Here is a 16,760-nt window from a genome sequence, read left to right on the forward strand (position 1 = left end):
TTCATATGGATTTTGCTTCCCTCGGATTGATCGATCCTCTGCTGCGTGCTGTTGCCGAGCAGGGTTACACCACCCCGTCGCCGATTCAGGCTCAGGCGATACCCGCCGTCCTGGAAGGCCGCGACGCCATGGCCGCCGCCCAGACCGGCACCGGCAAGACCGCCGGCTTTACCCTGCCGCTGCTGCAGCGCCTCAGTGAAGGCACACCCGCGCCGGCCCGCCAGGTGCGCGCCCTGGTGCTCACCCCCACCCGCGAGCTGGCCGCCCAGGTGGCGGAAAGCGTCGCCCTGTACGGCAAATATCTGCCGGCGATGCGCTCGGCGGTGGTGTTCGGCGGGGTCAAGATCAACCCGCAGATCGACAAGCTCAGCCGTGGCGTGGACGTCCTGGTGGCGACCCCCGGCCGGCTGCTGGATCTTTACCAGCAAAAGGCGGTGCGCTTCGACAACCTGGAAATCCTGGTGCTTGACGAGGCGGACCGGATGCTGGACATGGGCTTCATCCATGACATCCGCCGTATCCTCAAGGTGCTGCCGCAGAAGCGTCAGACCCTGATGTTCTCGGCCACCTTCTCCAACGAGATTCGCGGCCTCGCCAAGACCCTGGTCAACGACCCGGTGCAGATTGACGTCAGCCCGCGCAACAGCACCGCCGAGCGCGTGCGCCAGTGGGCGGTATCGGTGGACAAGAGCCACAAGGCCGCCCTGCTCACCCACCTGATCGACGACGAGCAGTGGTTCCAGGTGCTGGTGTTCACGCGCACCAAGCACGGCGCCAACCGCCTCGCCAAACAGCTGGAAAGCGCCGGCATCCAGGCCGCCGCCATCCACGGCAACAAGAGCCAGGGCGCCCGCACCCGGGCCCTGGCCGGCTTCAAGAACGGCGACGTGCGCGCCCTGGTGGCCACCGACATCGCCGCCCGCGGCCTGGACATCGACCAGCTGCCCCAGGTGGTCAACTTCGACCTGCCCAACGTGGCCGAAGACTACGTGCACCGCATCGGCCGCACCGGCCGCGCCGGCGCCAGCGGCCAGGCGGTCTCCCTGGTCAGCGGCGAAGACCGCAAACTGCTCAAGGACATCGAGCGGCTGATCAAAAAGCCCCTGGAACGCAAGGAAGTGACCGGCTTCGACGCCAGCAAAGCGGCCCCCGAACCGGCCGACGACCGCCCGCCCCGGCCGCCCCAGCGCCCCCGTGGCGGTGGCGGCGGCCGCCCCGGCGGCAACAAGCCCGGCGGCGGTCGCCGCTCCGGCGGTGGCCAGCGCTCCGGCGGTGGCGGCCGCCCGGCCGGCGCCGGCAACGGCTCCGGCCGCCCCAACCAGGGCGGCCGCGCCCGCCGCTCCGGCGGCGGCAACCGCAGCGCCTGACCTGCAGGAGCGGCCTTGTGGGAGCTTGCTTGCAAGCGAAAGGCCGGCTTTGCCGGCCGGCAGGGTTCCAGAGACGCTGTTAATGCTGCCGTTAGATAGCTCTCTGGCATCCTGCCGGGAGCTTCGCTCCCTTTCGCGGGCAGGGCCCGCTCCCACAAAGCCCGCTCCCACCAAACAAGCTTCGTAGAAAGGTGAGGCGTCAGCGATAACCCGGAGCCGTGGAATCTTCCACTGGAGCGTGTCTGTGTTCTGCCCTTCCGGGACCCTGGAGAACAGGACGTTCGACAGGGAGCCTACAGGGACGTATTCACGGCGTTCCCGGAAGGGCAGAACACAGACACGCGCCCCCCGCTGGAGAGAAACCCCGCCTCAAGGCCAACGCCCCCTACCTCCTTCGTCGAATAGCCTCCCCGCCCGCTTCGTGGTTGTATGAGCCTGAGCGTCCCTTTGGGCGCGGCGAATAACAACAAGCAGCGACGACGGCGAGGAGCGGAGCATGAGTTACGCGGAAGCCTACCAGCGGGCGCGGCAGGACGCCGACGGCTTCTGGGCCGAGCAGGCCCGGGCCGTGGCCTGGTACCAGGCCCCCACCCGCATTCTGGACACCCTGCAGGACGGCACCCACCGCTGGTTCGGCGACGGCGTGCTCAACACCAGCTACCTGGCGCTGGACCATCAGATCGAACAGGGCCGCGGCGAGCAGCTGGCGCTGATCCACGATTCCCCGGTCACCGCCAGCCAGCAGCGCTTCACCTTCAACCAGCTAAGGGACCGGGTGGCGGAACTGGCCGGCGCCCTGGCGCGGCTGGGCGTGGGCAAGGGCGACGGCGTGGTGATCTATCTGCCCATGGTGCCGGAAGCGGCCATCGCCATGCTCGCCTGTGCGCGGCTGGGCGCGGTGCATTCGGTGGTGTTCGGCGGTTTCGCCGCCCACGAGCTGGCGATCCGCGTGGACGATGCCAAGCCCAAGGTGGTGCTGACCGCCTCCTGCGGCATCGAAATCGACCGGGTGATTCCCTATATGCCGCTGGTCAGCGGCGCCCTGGAGCAGGCGGCGCACCGGGTCGAGGCGGTGCTGGTACTGCAGCGGGACGCCGGCCCGGCGGACCTGACCGGCACCGGCTTCAAGGACTGGCGGGCGGAGGTCACCGGCAGCGAGCCGGCGGCACCGGTGCCGGTGAACGCCGCCGACCCGCTGTACATCATGTACACCTCCGGCACCACCGGGAAACCCAAGGGTATCGTGCGCGACAACGGCGGCCACGCGGTGGCGCTGCTGTACGCGCTGCGCCAGGTGTACGGCATGCGCGCCGGGGAAGTCTGGTGGGGCTGCTCGGACGTGGGCTGGGTGGTGGGCCACTCGTTCATCGTCTACGCGCCGCTGCTGGGCGGCTGCACCACGGTGATGTTCGAGGGCAAGCCGGTGAAGACACCGGACGCCGGCGCCTACTGGCGGGTGGTGCAGGAACACGGCGTGCAGGGCCTGTTCGCGGCGCCCACCGCGTTCCGGGCGATCCGCAAGGAAGACCCGGACGGCGAGGCGTTCAAGCGCTACGACGTGAGCAGCCTGCGGCATCTGTTCGTGGCCGGCGAAAAGCTCGACACGCCCACCTATCAGTGGCTCAGCGAGCTAACCGGCCGGCCGGTCTACGACCACTGGTGGCAGACCGAGACCGGCTGGCCGGTGACCGCGCCCTGCACCGGCCTGGGCCAGACCGAGGTGCGCGGCGGCTCCACCAACCGGCCGGTGCCCGGCTACCAGGTGGAGGTGCTGGACGCCAACAGCCGGCCGCTGGGGCCCGACGAGGAAGGCGCCATCGTGCTGCGCCTGCCGCTGCCGCCGGGCTGCGCCCAGACCCTGTGGAACGACCACCCGCGCTACCTGGACGCCTATCTCAACACCCACCCCGGCTACTACCATACCGGCGACGGCGGCTATCTGGACGCCGACGGCTTCGTCTACATCATGGGCCGCACCGACGACGTGATTAACGTCTCCGGCCACCGGCTCTCCACCGGGGTGATGGAGGAGCACATCGCCACCCACCCGGCGGTGGCGGAGTCCGCCGTGGTGGGCATGCACGACGAACTGTGCGGCGAGGTGCCGGTAGGCCTGGTGGTGCTCAAGGACGGCGCCGACATCGACGAGCCGCGCCTGGAACAGGAACTGGTGGCGCTGATCCGCGACCAGGTGGGCGCGGTGGCCCGCTTCCGCCGCGCCCTGGTGGTGCCGCGCCTGCCCAAGACCCGCTCCGGCAAGACCCTGCGCGCCGCCCTGCGCAAGATGGCCAACGGCCGCGACTTCCCGCTACCCTCCACCATCGACGACCCGGCGATTCTCGATGAGATCGCCGTGGTACTCAGCCGCGACGGCCTGGTGCCCGCGCCGGGCAAACCGCAATAACGGAGGACGCCGTCATGGCCCTGAAGAAAAGTGTCTCGGAACTGGTGGCCGCCGCCGAAGCGCGCATTGAGCGCCTTACGCCGGAGCAAGCGCGGCAACTACTGGAAGACCCGGACGTGCGCTTCGTGGACATCCGCGACGTGCGCGAACTGAAACGGGAAGGCACCGTGCCCGGCGCCCTGCACGCGCCCCGCGGCATGCTGGAATTCTGGGTCGACCCGGATTCGCCCTACCACAAAGCCGACTTCGCCAGCGGCCAGCGCTTCGTCCTGTTCTGCGCCCTCGGCCACCGCTCCGCCCTCGCCACCGCCCAGCTCATGGATATGGGGTTTGGGCCGGTCTGCGATATCGAAGGAGGCTTTGAAGCGTGGCGTGGCGCGGGCGGGAAGATCGAGAGGAAGAGTTAATAGTTAACAGTGAATAGTTAATAGCGAAAACACCGTTTCAGAGAGGCCTGGCGCGAGAAGCTGGCATCCACCTCTCGGCTACGCTTTGTGTTCGCTGTTAACTGTTAACTATTCACTGTTAACTGCCTCTTCTGCGGCAGTCGGCGCGGACCTCTTCAAGGCCGCGCCGCGCGATCAGGCCGTTTTGGAAGGCGTGCTGGGCCATCTCCAGGCTGTCCTTGGCGAGGATCATCTGGCAGCCGCTTTGCGCCACGCGGTCGGCGAGCGCCTGGATCGCCTGATCGCGGTCCTCGCCTTGATGCACGTGGCGGATATAGATGGTGTGGATGCGGCCCGGGTAGCGGGCCACCAGGTCGGCGTACACTTCCGGGTCGTGCTGGCCGCTGTCGCCGATCAGGACGAACGGCAGCTGCTGGTAGAGCGACAGCATGCGCTCGATCAGCATCGCCTTGTGGTCCTTGGCGCGGATCGGCAGCGGCCGCTGCAAGGTCACGCCCCATTCGCGCAGGAACAGCACCGGCCCGTGGGGAATGTGGTTGAGACGGAAGAACTCCACCAGCACGTCGTAGATGCTCCAGGGGCCCCGGGACACGTACAGCATGGGGCGGCGGCGCTCGCCGCTTTCGCCGTGGAACAGCGCCCGGTAGAACGCGGACACGCCCGGAAAGGCGGTGCGGTGGCGGGCCTTGGCGATAAACAGCTGGTACATCATGGTCAGCTTGCTGGCGACGCCGGTGTAGATCACCGTGTCGTCGATGTCGCTGACCACCGCCAGGTCCACCTCACGGGGTGGAATATAGATCTCGGCGGTGGCGGCCACGCTGCGTTCGCCGGACGGCGCGTCGCTCTTCTCCGACGCGGGCAGCAGCTCCAGCCGCGCCTGCTGCCAGAAAGCGCCGTCGGGCAGCGGCTCCTCGATCGGCAGTTGCACGCTGAAATAACCGTCCCGGTCGGTGGTGACGCTGGCGCGCGCGTCGCCCACGGTGACCGCCACCCGGGCGTCGCGGATGCCCCAGCGGGCGGTGCGGCGGGCGATGTTGACCAGATCGTCGAGCGGCCCCTCGCCCAGCTTGAGCCCCAGGCCCGGCTGCCGGAACACCCGCCCCATCAGGAACACTTCGTCCCGGGAACCGTAGCCCCGATAGGTCTGGATCACCGGGCCGCCACGGCTGCCGGCGCGCCGCGCCGGGCGCGCCAGAAAACGCAGCATTTTGCGCAGACCGCGATACACGGCCCGCGGCGACGGCAAGATCATCATCCGGTCCTTATCAGGCGATCGGCGGTTCGCCGGTGAGCCCCGGCCCGCGTTCGATATCCGAGGTGAAGACTTCCAGATTCTGCGCCACTTCGCGCACTTCCTCGAAGCGGGCGATGTGGTACAGGGCTTCGCCCTCGTTGACCAACGGCAGGTTGTTGCGGCCCACCAGGATACCCGCGCAGGGCGATTCGATGGTCACGTCCTCGCCGCCGAACGGGCTGGAAATGCGGCCGATCAGCTGGCCCTTGCGCAGCCAGGCGCCCAGCGCCACCAGCGGCAGAAAGACGCCGTCGCGCTCGGCGCGCACCCAGCTCGAGGAGCGGGCGATGTGCGGCTCCATGGGCGCGCGGGTGCGGCGCGGGCCGGTCATGCGCAGGTGGTGCATGATGTTGAGCACGCCTTTCACGCCGGCGCGGATCGAGCTCTCGTCGAAGCGCAGCGCTTCACCGGCTTCGTAGGTGATCACCGGAATGCCCTGGGCCTCGGCCACTTCGCGCAGGGTGCCCTCGCCGAGCACCGAATTGATCACCACCGGCACGCCGAACGCGGCGGCCATGGCGGCGGTGTCCTCGTTGGAGAGGTCGGCGCGGATCTGCGGCAGGTTGGCGCGGTGGATGGCGCCGGTGTGCAGGTCCACCGCGTGGGTGGCGCGGTCCAGCACCTGGGTCTTGAACTGCCAGGCCATGCGCGCGCCCAGGCTGCCGGTTTCCGAGCCGGGGAACGAGCGGTTGAGATCACGGCGGTCGGGCAAGTACCGGGTCTTGTGAATAAAGCCGAACACATTGACCACCGGCACCGCCAGCAGGGTGCCGTTAAGCCGGTTGAGCGACGAATGACGCAGCAGCCGGCGGATGATTTCCACGCCGTTCAGCTCATCACCGTGGATCGCCGCGCTCACCAGCAGCACCGGCCCCGGCCGCCGCCCGTGGATCACATGAATCGGCACGTTCAACGGCGTCTGCGTATAAAGCTGCGCCAGCGGCAACTCCACCTTGACCCGGGTACCCGGCATCACCCGCGTGCCGTTCAACTCAAACGGCGCCGCCTTCTCTTCCTGTTTGTTCTTGCGGTTACTGCTCGTCATCACTCACCGGATTCTTGTTTTAGCTGTTAACTATTCACTATTAACCGTTAACTCTTAACTACCCCTTCGCCCCTTTCGTCTGGGTACGATGCGGCCGAGCATGACTCTCAATAAACTTCACCACCATCCCGGCCACGTCTTTGTTGGTGGCCGCTTCGATGCCTTCCAGCCCCGGCGAGGAGTTCACTTCCATCACCAGCGCGCCGTGGTGGGAACGCAGAATGTCCACGCCGGCCACGTTCAAGCCCATGATGCGCGCCGCGCGCACCGCGGTGGCGCGCTCTTCCGGGGTGATGCGGATCAGGCTGGCGGTGCCGCCCCGGTGCAGGTTGGAGCGGAACTCGCCGGGCAGCGCCTGGCGCTTCATGGCGGCGATCACCTTGCCGCCCACCACGAAACAGCGAATGTCGGCGCCGCCGGCTTCCTTGATGTACTCCTGCACCATCACCGAGACGTTCAGGCCCATGAAGGCCTCGATCACCGATTCCGCCGCCTTGCGGGTTTCCGCCAGCACCACGCCGATGCCCTGGGTGCCTTCCAGCATTTTGATCACCAGCGGCGCGCCGCCGACCATGTTGATCAGGTCGGGGATGTCGTCCGGTGAGTGGGCGAAGCCGGTCACCGGCAGGCCCACGCCCTTGCGGGACAGCAGCTGCAGGGAGCGCAGCTTGTCCCGGGAGCGGGAAATCGCCACCGATTCGTTGACCGGGAACACGCCCATCATTTCAAACTGGCGCAGCACCGCGGTGCCGTACTGGGTCACGGACGCACCGATACGCGGGATCACCGCATCGAAGCCTTCCAGCACCTGGCCTTTGAAATGAATCTCCGGCTTGTGGGAGACCATGCTCATATAGCAGCGCAGGGTGTCGATCACGTGCATTTCGTGACCGGCGTCCTCGCCCGCCTGAACCAGACGGCGCGTGGAATAGAGGTGCTTGTTCCGGGACAGAATCGCTATCTTCATGGTTGATGCTCGTTGCCACCGAGTAAAAATGAAGCCTGGGGATGCACCACCAACTGATCCATGGCGGTACGCCCGAGCAACATGCGAAATTTCATGGTGTCACGGTCGGTGAGGGTCATCTCCACCGGCCAGCGGCGCCCGCCCACGGCGAGCAGGGTCTTGATCACCGGGCGTTCTTCCCGGTGACCGCCGGAATCCGTCACCACACGACGGTCCAGCAGGGGCGCTTCGCATTCCCGGGACTGGTCGGAATCCTGAAACGGATGAATACAGAACCGGATCCACTCGCGCCCGTCACGCTGGAAACTGGTCACTTTGAAGGCGTGCAGCGCGGAGGTGCGCGCGCCGGTATCCACCTTCATCTTGATCGCCTTGATCCCCAGATCGGGCAGGCTGGCCCATTCCCGCCAGCCCACGGTGGTTTTATTCATGCGCTTGCTCTTTTGCCAGGAAGCCTTTGGATAATAAAAAACCCCGCCGCGCCCCCGGCACGCCGACTTTTCGGCAGAGTACACAGGGACGCCCGGCGGGGCCAGACAATAGCGTAAATTTTACCGGCGGGCCGCGCCCGCCGGGCGCTTCAGGGCGTCAGCCAGTTTTCCAGTATACGCCCCTCGCGGACCCGTTGCGGGTGGTCCCCCACGTCCAGCCGGGCCACTTCCTGGCCGCTTTCGTAGGAGAATACGGACATCTGGTCGGTGCCGCTCCAGGAGATATAGCAGTGCTCGCCGTCCCCGCTGGTGGTCACCCAGTAGGGCTTCTCGCCGATGCCGGTGAAGATGGTGTATTCGAAGGTCTCCCGGGAGACGATCGCCACATAGTCGCTCATGGTGCCGGCCACGCACAGGGTGCTCTGGTCGCCGCTCAGGGCGATGCCGTGGTGGGCGGAGTCGTTGACGTACTTCTCGCGGGGCAGATTGGGCACCAGGTTGGGCAGGTGCGCCAGACGGGTGACGCGATCCTCCTCCATGTCGTACTCCAGGAAGCCGTGGAAGAACGACACCTGGAAGTAGAAATAGCGCTCATCGTCGGTGTGCGCCATCGGCCGGATCGCCGGGCTCAGGTGGGTGTAGCCCGCTTCGTCCAGCTTTTCACGCAGGTCGAAGCGCTTGATGATCTCGAAGGTCTCTGCGTCGACGATCTGGAACAGGCGCTCGCCCTTGGTCAGCTGCTTGACCACCCGGCCCCGGTCCAGCGGCGTGAACACCTGGCCGATGGCGGCGTGGAAGATGCGCTCGCCGTCCTCGGAGTAGATGTTCTCATGGGGGGAATCCCCGGACGGGAAATTGCCCACCTCTTCGCCTGTGGCCACGTCCAGCACATGCACCACGCCGCCGGTGGAGGCGGACACCGCCACATGCTTGCCGTCCGGCGAGATCGCCATATGGTCGGAGCGGTAGCCGTCCACCTGGAAGCGCCACACCACTTCGCCGGTGATCACGTCCAGCGCCACCACATCCGCGAAGCTGGGCCGCGACACCACCAGCAGGCGGCCGTCGTTGGAGCTGTACATGTCGTCCACGTACTGGTGGTTGCCCTCGCCGATCAGCAGGCGCACGCCCTGGAAGAACAGCAGCCGCACCGGGTTCAGGTAGATCTCGGTGATGCGCTGGCTCTTATCGGGGATCGCGTTGATGGTGCCGAGCGGCTCATAGGTCTCCGCGTCGATCACGTTGACCGTGCCTTCCCAGTTATTGCCGACGAAGATCACGTCGCGGGTCTGGTCGGAGAACTCGGGCGGCGAGAACAGATTGAACGGCCAGCCGGCCGCCACCGGCGCGGCCACCAGCATCAGCGCCAGGCAGAGCCCGGCCCGTGCGGCTGAAAACGAAGGAACAGGGAGCGTCGCCATGGTCCACCTTTCTGTTGTTGTGATTCGAAGGAATGCCTTAATCGGTACCTTCGTACAAGAACGGAAAGGTTTCCATTGACGATGTGTAACAGCGGACCCCGGCCGGGGCCCGCCGATCGGGGACGATCAGGACAGTTTGCGGCCGTTTTTGGCGGCGATGCGCAGGCGCAGGGCGTTGAGCTTGATAAAGCCTTCCGCGTCTTTCTGGTCGTAGGCGCCGGCATCGTCCTCGAAGGTGGCGATGGAGGCGTCGAACAGGCTGTCGTTCTCGGAGCGGCGGCCGACCACGGTGGCGGCGCCTTTATACAGTTTCATGCGCACTTCGCCGTTGACGTTCTCCTGGGTGGCGTCGATCAGCTTCTGCAGCGCCAGGCGCTCCGGGGACCACCAGTAGCCGTTGTAGAGCAGCTCGGCGTACTTGGGCATCACCGAGTCCTTCAGGTGGGCGGATTCGCGGTCCAGGGTCAGCGACTCGATGGCGCGGTGCGCGGGCAGCATGATGGTGCCGCCGGGGGTTTCGTAGCAGCCCCGCGACTTCATGCCCACGTAACGGTTCTCGACGATGTCGAGACGGCCGATGCCGTTGTCGCCGCCCAGCTTGTTGAGCTTGCTGAGGATCTCGGCGGCGCTCAGGCGTTCGCCGTCGATGGCGACGATGTCGCCCTTCTCATAGGTCAGGGTCACGTAGGTGGGCTTGTCCGGCGCCGCTTCCGGGCTGACGCTCCAGCGCCACATGTCTTCCTCCGCTTCCCACCACGGGTCTTCCAGGTTGCCGCCCTCGTAGGAGATGTGCAGCAGGTTGGCGTCCATGGAGTACGGGGATTTCTTCTTCTTGCTGGTGAAGTCCACCGGGATCTCGTGGTCTTCGCAGAACTGCATCAGCTTCTCGCGGGAGTTCAGGTCCCACTCGCGCCAGGGCGCGATCACCTGGATGCCCGGGGCCAGCGCGTAGGCGCCCAGCTCGAAGCGCACCTGGTCGTTGCCCTTGCCGGTGGCGCCGTGGGAGATGGCGTCGGCGCCGGTCTCGGCGGCGATCTCCACCAGGCGCTTGGCGATCAGCGGCCGGGCGATGGAGGTGCCGAGCAGGTACTCGCCCTCGTAGATGGCGTTGGCGCGGAACATCGGGAACACATAGTCGCGCACGAACTCTTCGCGCAGGTCCTCGATGTAGATTTCCTTCACGCCCATCGCCTTGGCCTTGGCGCGGGCCGGTTCCACTTCCTCGCCCTGACCGATATCAGCGGTGAAGGTGACCACTTCGCAGTTGTAGGTTTCCTGCAACCACTTGACGATCACGGAGGTATCCAGGCCACCGGAATAGGCCAGCACCACCTTGTTGATATCAGACATGCGTCACTCCAAGAACTCGCGATTAGAAAGGCGCGTATTGTACCCGCGCCCGTCCGCCGCCGTCACCTGTCCCAAGGTGCGGTTATCGGGTAGCATGTCGACCGCTGACTGGAGAGAGCATGACTAATCAACACCCGTCCCTGGCCCTGCGCTTCCGCGGCTTCCTGCCGGTGGTGGTGGACGTTGAAACCGGGGGCTTCGACGCCCGCAACGACGCCCTGCTGGAAATCGCCGCGGTACTGCTGGACATGGACGCCCGCGGCCACCTGCGCCCGTCGACCCGTGTGCACTTTCACGTCGACCCCTTTCCCGGCGCCAATATCGAGCAGGCGGCGCTGGATTTCACCGGCATCGACCCCAACAATCCGCTGCGCGGCGCGGTGGGCGAGCTGACCGCCCTCAAGGGCGTGTTCGAGCCGGTGCGCAAGGCGGTCAAAGCGCACGGCTGCAACCGGGCGGTGCTGGTCGGGCACAACAGCTTCTTCGACCAGGGCTTTCTCAACGCCGCCAGCGAGCGCGCCGACATCAAGCGCAACCCGTTTCATCCGTTTTCCAGCTTCGATACCGCCACCCTGGCCGGCCTGGTGTACGGGCAGACCGTGCTGGCCAAGGCCTGCGAAGCGGCCGGCATCCCCTTCAATCAGCGCGACGCCCACTCCGCGCTGTACGACGCCACCCGCACCGCCGAGCTGTTCTGCTCCATGGTCAACCGCTTCCGCGACCTGGGCGGCTGGCCGCCGCCGCCCGCCGGCGAGATGCCGCCGACCCTGGCGCGCGCGCTGGATTAGGGGTCTCTCGGATCCTGCCGGGAGCTTCGCTCCCTTTCGCGGGCGGGGCCCGCTCCCACAAGCCTCCGCTCAAGCACACACAAAAAAAGGGCGCCGAGAAGGCGCCCTTTTTTTCGTCGCTGAGAGCTGAGAGTTACAGCTTCTCGGCGTTCTCGGACAGGTAGGAAGCAACGCCGGCCGGGTTGTCCTGCATGCCCTGGTCGCCTTTCTGCCAGCCCGCGGGGCACACTTCACCGTGCTCTTCGTGGAACTGCAGGGCGTCAACCAGACGTACCAGCTCGTCGATGTTACGACCCAGGGGCAGGTCGTTGATCAGCTGGCTGCGTACCACGCCTTTGTTGTCGATCAGGAAGGCACCGCGGAACGCCATGCCGCCTTCGGATTCGACATCGTAGGCCTGGGAGATCTGGTGGTTCATGTCCGCGGCCATGGTGTATTTCACCGGACCGATACCGCCGTCGTTGATGGCGGTGTTGCGCCAGGCGTTGTGGGTGAAGTGGCTGTCGATGGACACGCTGATCACTTCCACGCCGCGCTCTTTGAATGCGTCCATGCGGTGATCCAGGGCGATCAGTTCGGACGGGCACACAAAGGTGAAGTCCAGCGGATAGAAGAACACCAGGCCGTATTTGCCCTTGATGGCCTCGGAAAGGGTGAATTCATCCACAATGCTGCCGTCACCCAGGACGGCGGGAACCGTAAAATCAGGTGCGGGTTTACCTACCAGTACGCCCATGTTTTTCCTCTCTGCGTTGAATCAATGTTGAAGACATCTTCGCACATCCGGCGGCGGCGTCTTGACGCCACCTTTGCACGCCTATCATGGGAATCCCGTGCCAGGATTCAACAGGCCGGCCCATTGGCAATGATTGGCAAAACCAATGGGCCGTCGGCGTCGGTTCAGGCGTCGCCTTCCACGGCGGCGCTTTCCACCAGCTCCTTGAGCTGACCGGAGCGGTACATTTCCATAATGATGTCGCACCCGCCGACCAGCTCACCGCTCACCCACAGCTGCGGGTAAGTGGGCCAGTTGGCGTATTCCTTCAGGCTCTGCCGGATTTCCGGCGCTTCCAGAATGTTCACGTAGGCAAAGGGTTTGCCGACGCTGGTCATGGCTTCCACCACCTGGGCGGAGAAGCCGCATTGGGGAAACTGAGGTGTGCCCTTGATGTAGACGAGCACCGGATTTTTCGCGATCTGGTCCTTGATGACCTGAATCACATCATCCATAGAAACCACCTGCCTGCTGATAGTGAAAGGCGCCAGTATAACACCGACGCCCGGTTTTCTGCTGTATCCGCAGACAGTGGGGGCAACGCCGGCCGGTTTCAACCGGTGCGGCGCGCCAGCCGCATCAGAAACCCACCCGCACGCCCATGTAGGCGGTACGCGGGCTGTTGGGACGGGCGCCGTCCGGGGAACGGGCGACGATTTCCTGGTCGTCGAACAGGTTGTCCACCTTGGCGTACACCTCCACGTTGCTGCGCAGATAGTAGGACGCCGCCAGATCCACCACCAGATAGTCGTCGGTGCTGCGGAAAGCGGGCCCGTTGGAACGGTCGCAGGTGTTGTCCACGCACACCTCGTCCACATAGGTGGTGGTCAGGTAGGCGCCCCACTGGGCGGGACGCTCCAGGCCCAGGGTCAGGCTGAGCTGGTTTTCCGGCAGGTACGGCAGCACGTCGCCGTCCTGCACGCTCAGGTCGTCGGCGGTCTCGGTGATTTCACCGTCGGTGTAGGTGTAGGCCAGGCGCACCGGCGCGGTGAGGCCGTTGCCCTGCCACAGGCGGCTGTTGAGGCCCAGCTCCAGCCCCTGCACCTGGGACTCACCGAAACTCTGCGAGCCGATGGTGTCGCCGTTGGGGCACGGCGCCGCCACCGAGCAGTTGTTGACGGTGTTCTCGTAGTCACTGAAGAAGGCGATGGCGTCGGCGCTGAACGGGCCGCTCCAGTAGCGCACGCCGGCCTCGTAGTTGACGCTTTTCTCCGGATCGGTGCCCTCGGCGGAAGACGCGCCGGGGGGCGCGAAACCCTGGTGCACGCCGGCCAGCAGCGCCCAGTGGTCGTCCAGCAGCCAGGTGGCGCCCAGGCCGGCCATCAGCTCGTCGACCTGATTGTCGACCCGCTGGCTGACCACGCTGCGGCCCGGGTCGGCATAGCGCTTGGCTTCGCTTTCCACGTCCTCGTAGCGCAGCGAGGCGGTCAGCAGCAGCTGGTCGAGGCGGATGTGATCCACCATCCAGGCGGAGAAGGCGTCCGCTTCCTCGATGCGGTTATCGCCGCCGGTGGGCTCGATGTAGCCGCTGCGCACCAGGCTGCCGTTCTGCTGCTCGAACACCTCGATCGGCTGGTAGCGGTCCACTTCGTCCTGATGGAAGCGCACGCCGGCGACCAGATCGTGGCGCACCGAGCCCCATTCAAAGCCGTGGGACAGCTCGGTCTGTATGCCTTCGGAGGTGTACTCGCGGTTGTTGTTCTTGAGACGCACGTCGGCCACGTCCTGGTCGCCGTCGAGGATCGCCTGGGCGTTGGCGTCGCCGTTGTTGGCGTCCTCGATCAGGTCACCGATGCTCTGGCCGCCGGCGCTGGCCACCTTGAACCAGTTGCGCTGGAACTTGTTGCGGTAGAGGGCGGTTTCCAGGCTGGTGTCGCTGCCCAGCACCAGGTGATGCCGCAGGGCCACGCCGTCATGGTCGTTGTCCATCTGGTCAAAGGCGCTGAGCCCGTAACGGCGGTTGGCGTCATCACTGAAATCACGGTCGGTGAGGCCCAGGTAGCTGTGGTTGGACACCTCGCTGGAATGCGACAGCTTGAGTTCCAGGGCCTGCTTCACATCGGCGGTGTCGGGGCTGGTCCAGCGCAGCTTGGCCACGTAGTCCTGCTTGTCAAAGCCGGTGTCCCGGTTGGAGCGGTCCACATCCTTGAAGCCGTCGCTGCTCTGCTGGTGGGTCTCCAGCAGGAAGCCCCACTGCCCTTCGCTGGCGCCGTACCAGACGTGGCCGCGCTGATGGCGGTCCTCGCCGGCCTCCAGCTGCACCATGCCGGCCTCATCGGTGGGGATCGGCGTGGACAGCACATTAAGCGCACCGCCCACGGTAAAGGGCCCGTAACGCAGGGTGTCCGGGCCCTTCAGCACCTCCACGCCGTGGAAACGGCCGGCGCTGGGGAAGTAATACGCCGCCGGTGCCGCGTAGGGCGCGGGGGCGATGGGAATGCCGTCTTCCATCACGGTGATGCGGTCACTGCGGTTGGTGCCGGTGCCGCGAATACCGATATTCGGCCGCAGGCCGTAGCCCTCTTCTTCCTGCACATAGACACCGGGCACATCGCGCAGCATGCGGTGCACGTCGGTGTATTCCTTCTTCTCCAGGTCTTCGCTGGACAGCACATGGGCCGAGCCGGACAGGCTGAAGGTGTCCTCGTTGGAGCCGATGATGTCCACGGAGGGCAACCGGTTGGTGTCGGCGGCCAGGGTTTCGGCAAACAACAGGGCGGAGGCACCGCCAAGGGCGCAGAGCGCCAGGGGGGCATTGCGTCGTTTCATCATTATGGTTCCTGCGACGTGTATGTTTTGTAAGTCGCGGAGAACAATAATGAAAACGATTCTCACTAACAGCTAAGTGACTTTACCTATCTCACGTTTTTTTTGTTCGTTTTCGGTAAGGCCGTAGCCGCCACCGCCCGGCGACGCCAGTAGCAGGCGGTCGCCGGGGCGGGCGTGGCCGGTGAATTTGGGCGGCAGGGCCTCGCCGTTCAGGCGGTTCTCGCCGGCGGCGCCGGGCCCGCCCCCTGCCAGCCCCCAGGGCCGGTGGCGGCGTCGCTCGGTGAGCAGGGTAAAGCTGGCGGGGGCGAGAAATTCCAGCTCCCGCTCGATGCCGTCGCCGCCCCGGTGGGCGCCCTCGCCGCCGCTGCCCCGGCGCAGCGCATAGCGGCGCACCCGCAGCGGGTAGTGCTCTTCCAAGCTTTCGATGGGTGTGTTCAGGGTGTTGGTCATATGGCTGTGCACCGCCGCCAGGCCGTCGCCGTGGCGGTGGGCGCCCATGCCGCCGGCCATGGTTTCGTAGTAATCCCAGGGCCGCGCGCCGTTCTCGCCGCTCTCCCCCATCGCCAGGTTGTTCATGGTGCCCTGGCTGGCGGCGGGAATTTCGCCCGGCAACGCCTGGGCCAGGGCCCCCAGCACCACGTCGACGATCCGCGAGCTGGTCTCCACGTTGCCGGCGGCCACCGCGCCCGGGCGGCGCGCGTTGACCAGGCTGCCCACCGGCGCCGACAACGCGATCGGCCGGAACAGGCCGGCGCAGGACGGCGCGTCGTCCGGCAGCAGGCAGCGGAAACAGTAGTAGGCGGCGGCCGCCGCCACCGACAGCGGGCAGTTGATATTGCCGCTCACCTGGTCGGCGGTGCCGGTGAAGTCCAGCTCGGCGCCGTCCCCCTGTACCCGCAGGGTGACCACCAGCGGGATGTCGAACCGCCCCTGGCCGTCGTCGTCCATCACGTCGCTGAAGCGGTACTCGCCGTCGGCCAGGTCCGCCAGTCGCTGGCGCATGCGCCGCTCGCCATAGGTGTTGAGGGCGTCCAGGGACGCGCGCAGCGTCTCCAGGCCGCGCTCGCCGATCAGCGCCGCCAGCCGCCGGGCGCCCGCCTCGCAGGCACTGGCCTGGGCGGCGAAATCGGCGAACCGGGGCACGTCCAGGGGCAGCTCGTCGCCCTCGCCGAGCCCCGCCAGCCGGCGGCTCAACGGCAGCTGCCAATCGCCTTCGCGCTTGAGCCACTGCGGGGCGATCACCAGCCCCTCCTCGTCCAGGGTCCTGGACACCGGCATGGAGCCGGGGCTGTGCGCGCCGATATTGGCGTGGTGGGCCCGGGTCACGGTGAAGGCGGCCAGCCGCTCGCCGGCGAACACCGGCGCTACCACCGTCACGTCGGGCAAATGGGTGCCGCCCAGGTAGGGGTCGTTGACCACCAGCAGGTCGCCGGGGCGCCAGTCGCGGCCTTCCACCAGGTCCGCCATGGCGTAGGCCATCGAGCCCAGGTGCACGGGAATGTGCGCGGCCTGGGCGCAGAGGCCGCCGGCGGCGTCGAAGATGGCGCAGGAAAAATCCAGCCGGTCCTTGATGTTGGGCGACAGCGCGCTGGCGCGCAGCAAGGCGCCCATCTCGTCACAAATACCCGCCAGGCGGTTGGCGAAAATACTCAGCTGTACCGGGTCCATGACTTCCCCCTGAAAATGCGGTTCACCGATCAGGATACAGGATACCGGCGCGGGAATTGCGTCCCCGCGCC

General features: G+C 66.3%; 14 protein-coding genes. 4 read left to right on the forward strand and 10 right to left on the reverse strand.

The window, feature by feature from the left end; genetic code table 11:
• Positions 1-5: 5 nt before the first annotated feature.
• From ACMG4O_RS13560 to ACMG4O_RS13570, 3 genes are all read left to right on the forward strand, one after another.
• Positions 6-1,367, forward strand: a complete 1,362-nt coding sequence (locus tag ACMG4O_RS13560; protein ID WP_414433955.1) for a DEAD/DEAH box helicase — start codon at positions 6-8, stop codon at positions 1,365-1,367.
• Positions 1,368-1,863: 496 nt separating this feature from the next.
• A complete protein-coding gene (locus ACMG4O_RS13565) occupies positions 1,864-3,771 on the forward strand; it encodes an AMP-binding protein (RefSeq protein WP_142948725.1) in 1,908 nt (635 codons plus the stop codon).
• A 14-nt stretch (positions 3,772-3,785) separates the two neighbouring features.
• The gene (locus tag ACMG4O_RS13570; protein WP_414433956.1) at positions 3,786-4,178 is read left to right on the forward strand and encodes a rhodanese-like domain-containing protein; all 393 of its coding nucleotides are present in this window, start codon (positions 3,786-3,788) and stop codon (positions 4,176-4,178) included.
• Between the two features lie 118 nt (positions 4,179-4,296).
• On the opposite strand, the gene ACMG4O_RS13575 is transcribed toward ACMG4O_RS13570, so the two are convergent.
• The 6 genes from ACMG4O_RS13575 to ACMG4O_RS13600 all read right to left on the reverse strand — a co-directional run bounded on the left by ACMG4O_RS13575 (position 4,297) and on the right by ACMG4O_RS13600 (position 10,689).
• Positions 4,297-5,433 (reverse strand): App1 family protein, encoded by a 1,137-nt coding sequence (locus ACMG4O_RS13575; RefSeq protein ID WP_414433957.1) that lies wholly within the window; start codon positions 5,431-5,433, stop codon positions 4,297-4,299.
• Positions 5,434-5,446: 13 nt separating this feature from the next.
• A complete protein-coding gene (locus tag ACMG4O_RS13580) occupies positions 5,447-6,520 on the reverse strand; it encodes a succinylglutamate desuccinylase/aspartoacylase family protein (protein WP_194856090.1) in 1,074 nt (357 codons plus the stop codon).
• A gap of 58 nt (positions 6,521-6,578) precedes the next feature.
• On the reverse strand, positions 6,579-7,487 hold the full coding sequence (gene rimK, locus ACMG4O_RS13585) for a 30S ribosomal protein S6--L-glutamate ligase (RefSeq protein ID WP_142948729.1): 909 nt from the start codon (positions 7,485-7,487) through the stop codon (positions 6,579-6,581).
• A complete protein-coding gene (locus ACMG4O_RS13590) occupies positions 7,484-7,918 on the reverse strand; it encodes an ATP-dependent zinc protease (protein ID WP_194856089.1) in 435 nt (144 codons plus the stop codon). The genes rimK and ACMG4O_RS13590 overlap by 4 nt, the downstream gene beginning before the upstream one ends.
• 149 nt (positions 7,919-8,067) lie before the next feature.
• The gene (locus ACMG4O_RS13595; protein ID WP_194856088.1) at positions 8,068-9,339 is read right to left on the reverse strand and encodes a serine/threonine protein kinase; all 1,272 of its coding nucleotides are present in this window, start codon (positions 9,337-9,339) and stop codon (positions 8,068-8,070) included.
• 126 nt (positions 9,340-9,465) lie between these two features.
• Positions 9,466-10,689, reverse strand: a complete 1,224-nt coding sequence (locus ACMG4O_RS13600; RefSeq protein WP_335629875.1) for an argininosuccinate synthase — start codon at positions 10,687-10,689, stop codon at positions 9,466-9,468.
• A 119-nt stretch (positions 10,690-10,808) separates the two neighbouring features.
• On the opposite strand from ACMG4O_RS13600, the gene rnt reads away from it, so the two are divergent.
• The gene (gene rnt, locus ACMG4O_RS13605; RefSeq protein WP_142948733.1) at positions 10,809-11,477 is read left to right on the forward strand and encodes a ribonuclease T; all 669 of its coding nucleotides are present in this window, start codon (positions 10,809-10,811) and stop codon (positions 11,475-11,477) included.
• Positions 11,478-11,610: 133 nt separating this feature from the next.
• Here the strand turns inward: rnt and ACMG4O_RS13610 are convergent, their stop codons facing one another.
• The 4 genes from ACMG4O_RS13610 to ACMG4O_RS13625 all read right to left on the reverse strand — a co-directional run bounded on the left by ACMG4O_RS13610 (position 11,611) and on the right by ACMG4O_RS13625 (position 16,689).
• Entirely contained in the window at positions 11,611-12,213 is a 603-nt protein-coding gene (locus tag ACMG4O_RS13610; protein WP_067604846.1) for a peroxiredoxin, read from the reverse strand.
• Between the two features lie 164 nt (positions 12,214-12,377).
• Positions 12,378-12,707, reverse strand: coding sequence for a Grx4 family monothiol glutaredoxin (gene grxD, locus ACMG4O_RS13615; RefSeq protein WP_067604848.1), 330 nt, complete (start codon positions 12,705-12,707; stop codon positions 12,378-12,380).
• 124 nt (positions 12,708-12,831) lie between these two features.
• Positions 12,832-15,021, reverse strand: a complete 2,190-nt coding sequence (locus ACMG4O_RS13620) for a TonB-dependent receptor family protein (protein ID WP_370233525.1) — start codon at positions 15,019-15,021, stop codon at positions 12,832-12,834.
• A 72-nt stretch (positions 15,022-15,093) separates the two neighbouring features.
• Positions 15,094-16,689 carry a hydantoinase B/oxoprolinase family protein gene (locus ACMG4O_RS13625; RefSeq protein ID WP_414433958.1) on the reverse strand — a complete coding sequence of 532 codons (1,596 nt, stop codon included), beginning with the start codon at positions 16,687-16,689 and terminating at the stop codon, positions 15,094-15,096.
• Between the last annotated feature and the right edge of the window lie 71 nt (positions 16,690-16,760).

Origin of the sequence: Alloalcanivorax venustensis (assembly GCF_047495515.1) — a bacterium.
Taxonomy (GTDB): Bacteria; Pseudomonadota; Gammaproteobacteria; order Pseudomonadales; family Alcanivoracaceae; genus Alloalcanivorax; species Alloalcanivorax venustensis.

Coding starts and splice junctions, on each gene's coding strand:
- ACMG4O_RS13560 (WP_414433955.1), top strand. CDS start 6: ATGGATTTTGCTTCCCTCGGATTGATCGATCCTCTGCTGCGTGCTGTT.
- ACMG4O_RS13565 (WP_142948725.1), top strand. CDS start 1,864: ATGAGTTACGCGGAAGCCTACCAGCGGGCGCGGCAGGACGCCGACGGC.
- ACMG4O_RS13570 (WP_414433956.1), top strand. CDS start 3,786: ATGGCCCTGAAGAAAAGTGTCTCGGAACTGGTGGCCGCCGCCGAAGCG.
- ACMG4O_RS13575 (WP_414433957.1), bottom strand. CDS start 5,433: ATGATCTTGCCGTCGCCGCGGGCCGTGTATCGCGGTCTGCGCAAAATG.
- ACMG4O_RS13580 (WP_194856090.1), bottom strand. CDS start 6,520: ATGACGAGCAGTAACCGCAAGAACAAACAGGAAGAGAAGGCGGCGCCG.
- rimK (WP_142948729.1), bottom strand. CDS start 7,487: ATGAAGATAGCGATTCTGTCCCGGAACAAGCACCTCTATTCCACGCGC.
- ACMG4O_RS13590 (WP_194856089.1), bottom strand. CDS start 7,918: ATGAATAAAACCACCGTGGGCTGGCGGGAATGGGCCAGCCTGCCCGAT.
- ACMG4O_RS13595 (WP_194856088.1), bottom strand. CDS start 9,339: ATGGCGACGCTCCCTGTTCCTTCGTTTTCAGCCGCACGGGCCGGGCTC.
- ACMG4O_RS13600 (WP_335629875.1), bottom strand. CDS start 10,689: ATGTCTGATATCAACAAGGTGGTGCTGGCCTATTCCGGTGGCCTGGAT.
- rnt (WP_142948733.1), top strand. CDS start 10,809: ATGACTAATCAACACCCGTCCCTGGCCCTGCGCTTCCGCGGCTTCCTG.
- ACMG4O_RS13610 (WP_067604846.1), bottom strand. CDS start 12,213: ATGGGCGTACTGGTAGGTAAACCCGCACCTGATTTTACGGTTCCCGCC.
- grxD (WP_067604848.1), bottom strand. CDS start 12,707: ATGGATGATGTGATTCAGGTCATCAAGGACCAGATCGCGAAAAATCCG.
- ACMG4O_RS13620 (WP_370233525.1), bottom strand. CDS start 15,021: ATGAAACGACGCAATGCCCCCCTGGCGCTCTGCGCCCTTGGCGGTGCC.
- ACMG4O_RS13625 (WP_414433958.1), bottom strand. CDS start 16,689: ATGGACCCGGTACAGCTGAGTATTTTCGCCAACCGCCTGGCGGGTATT.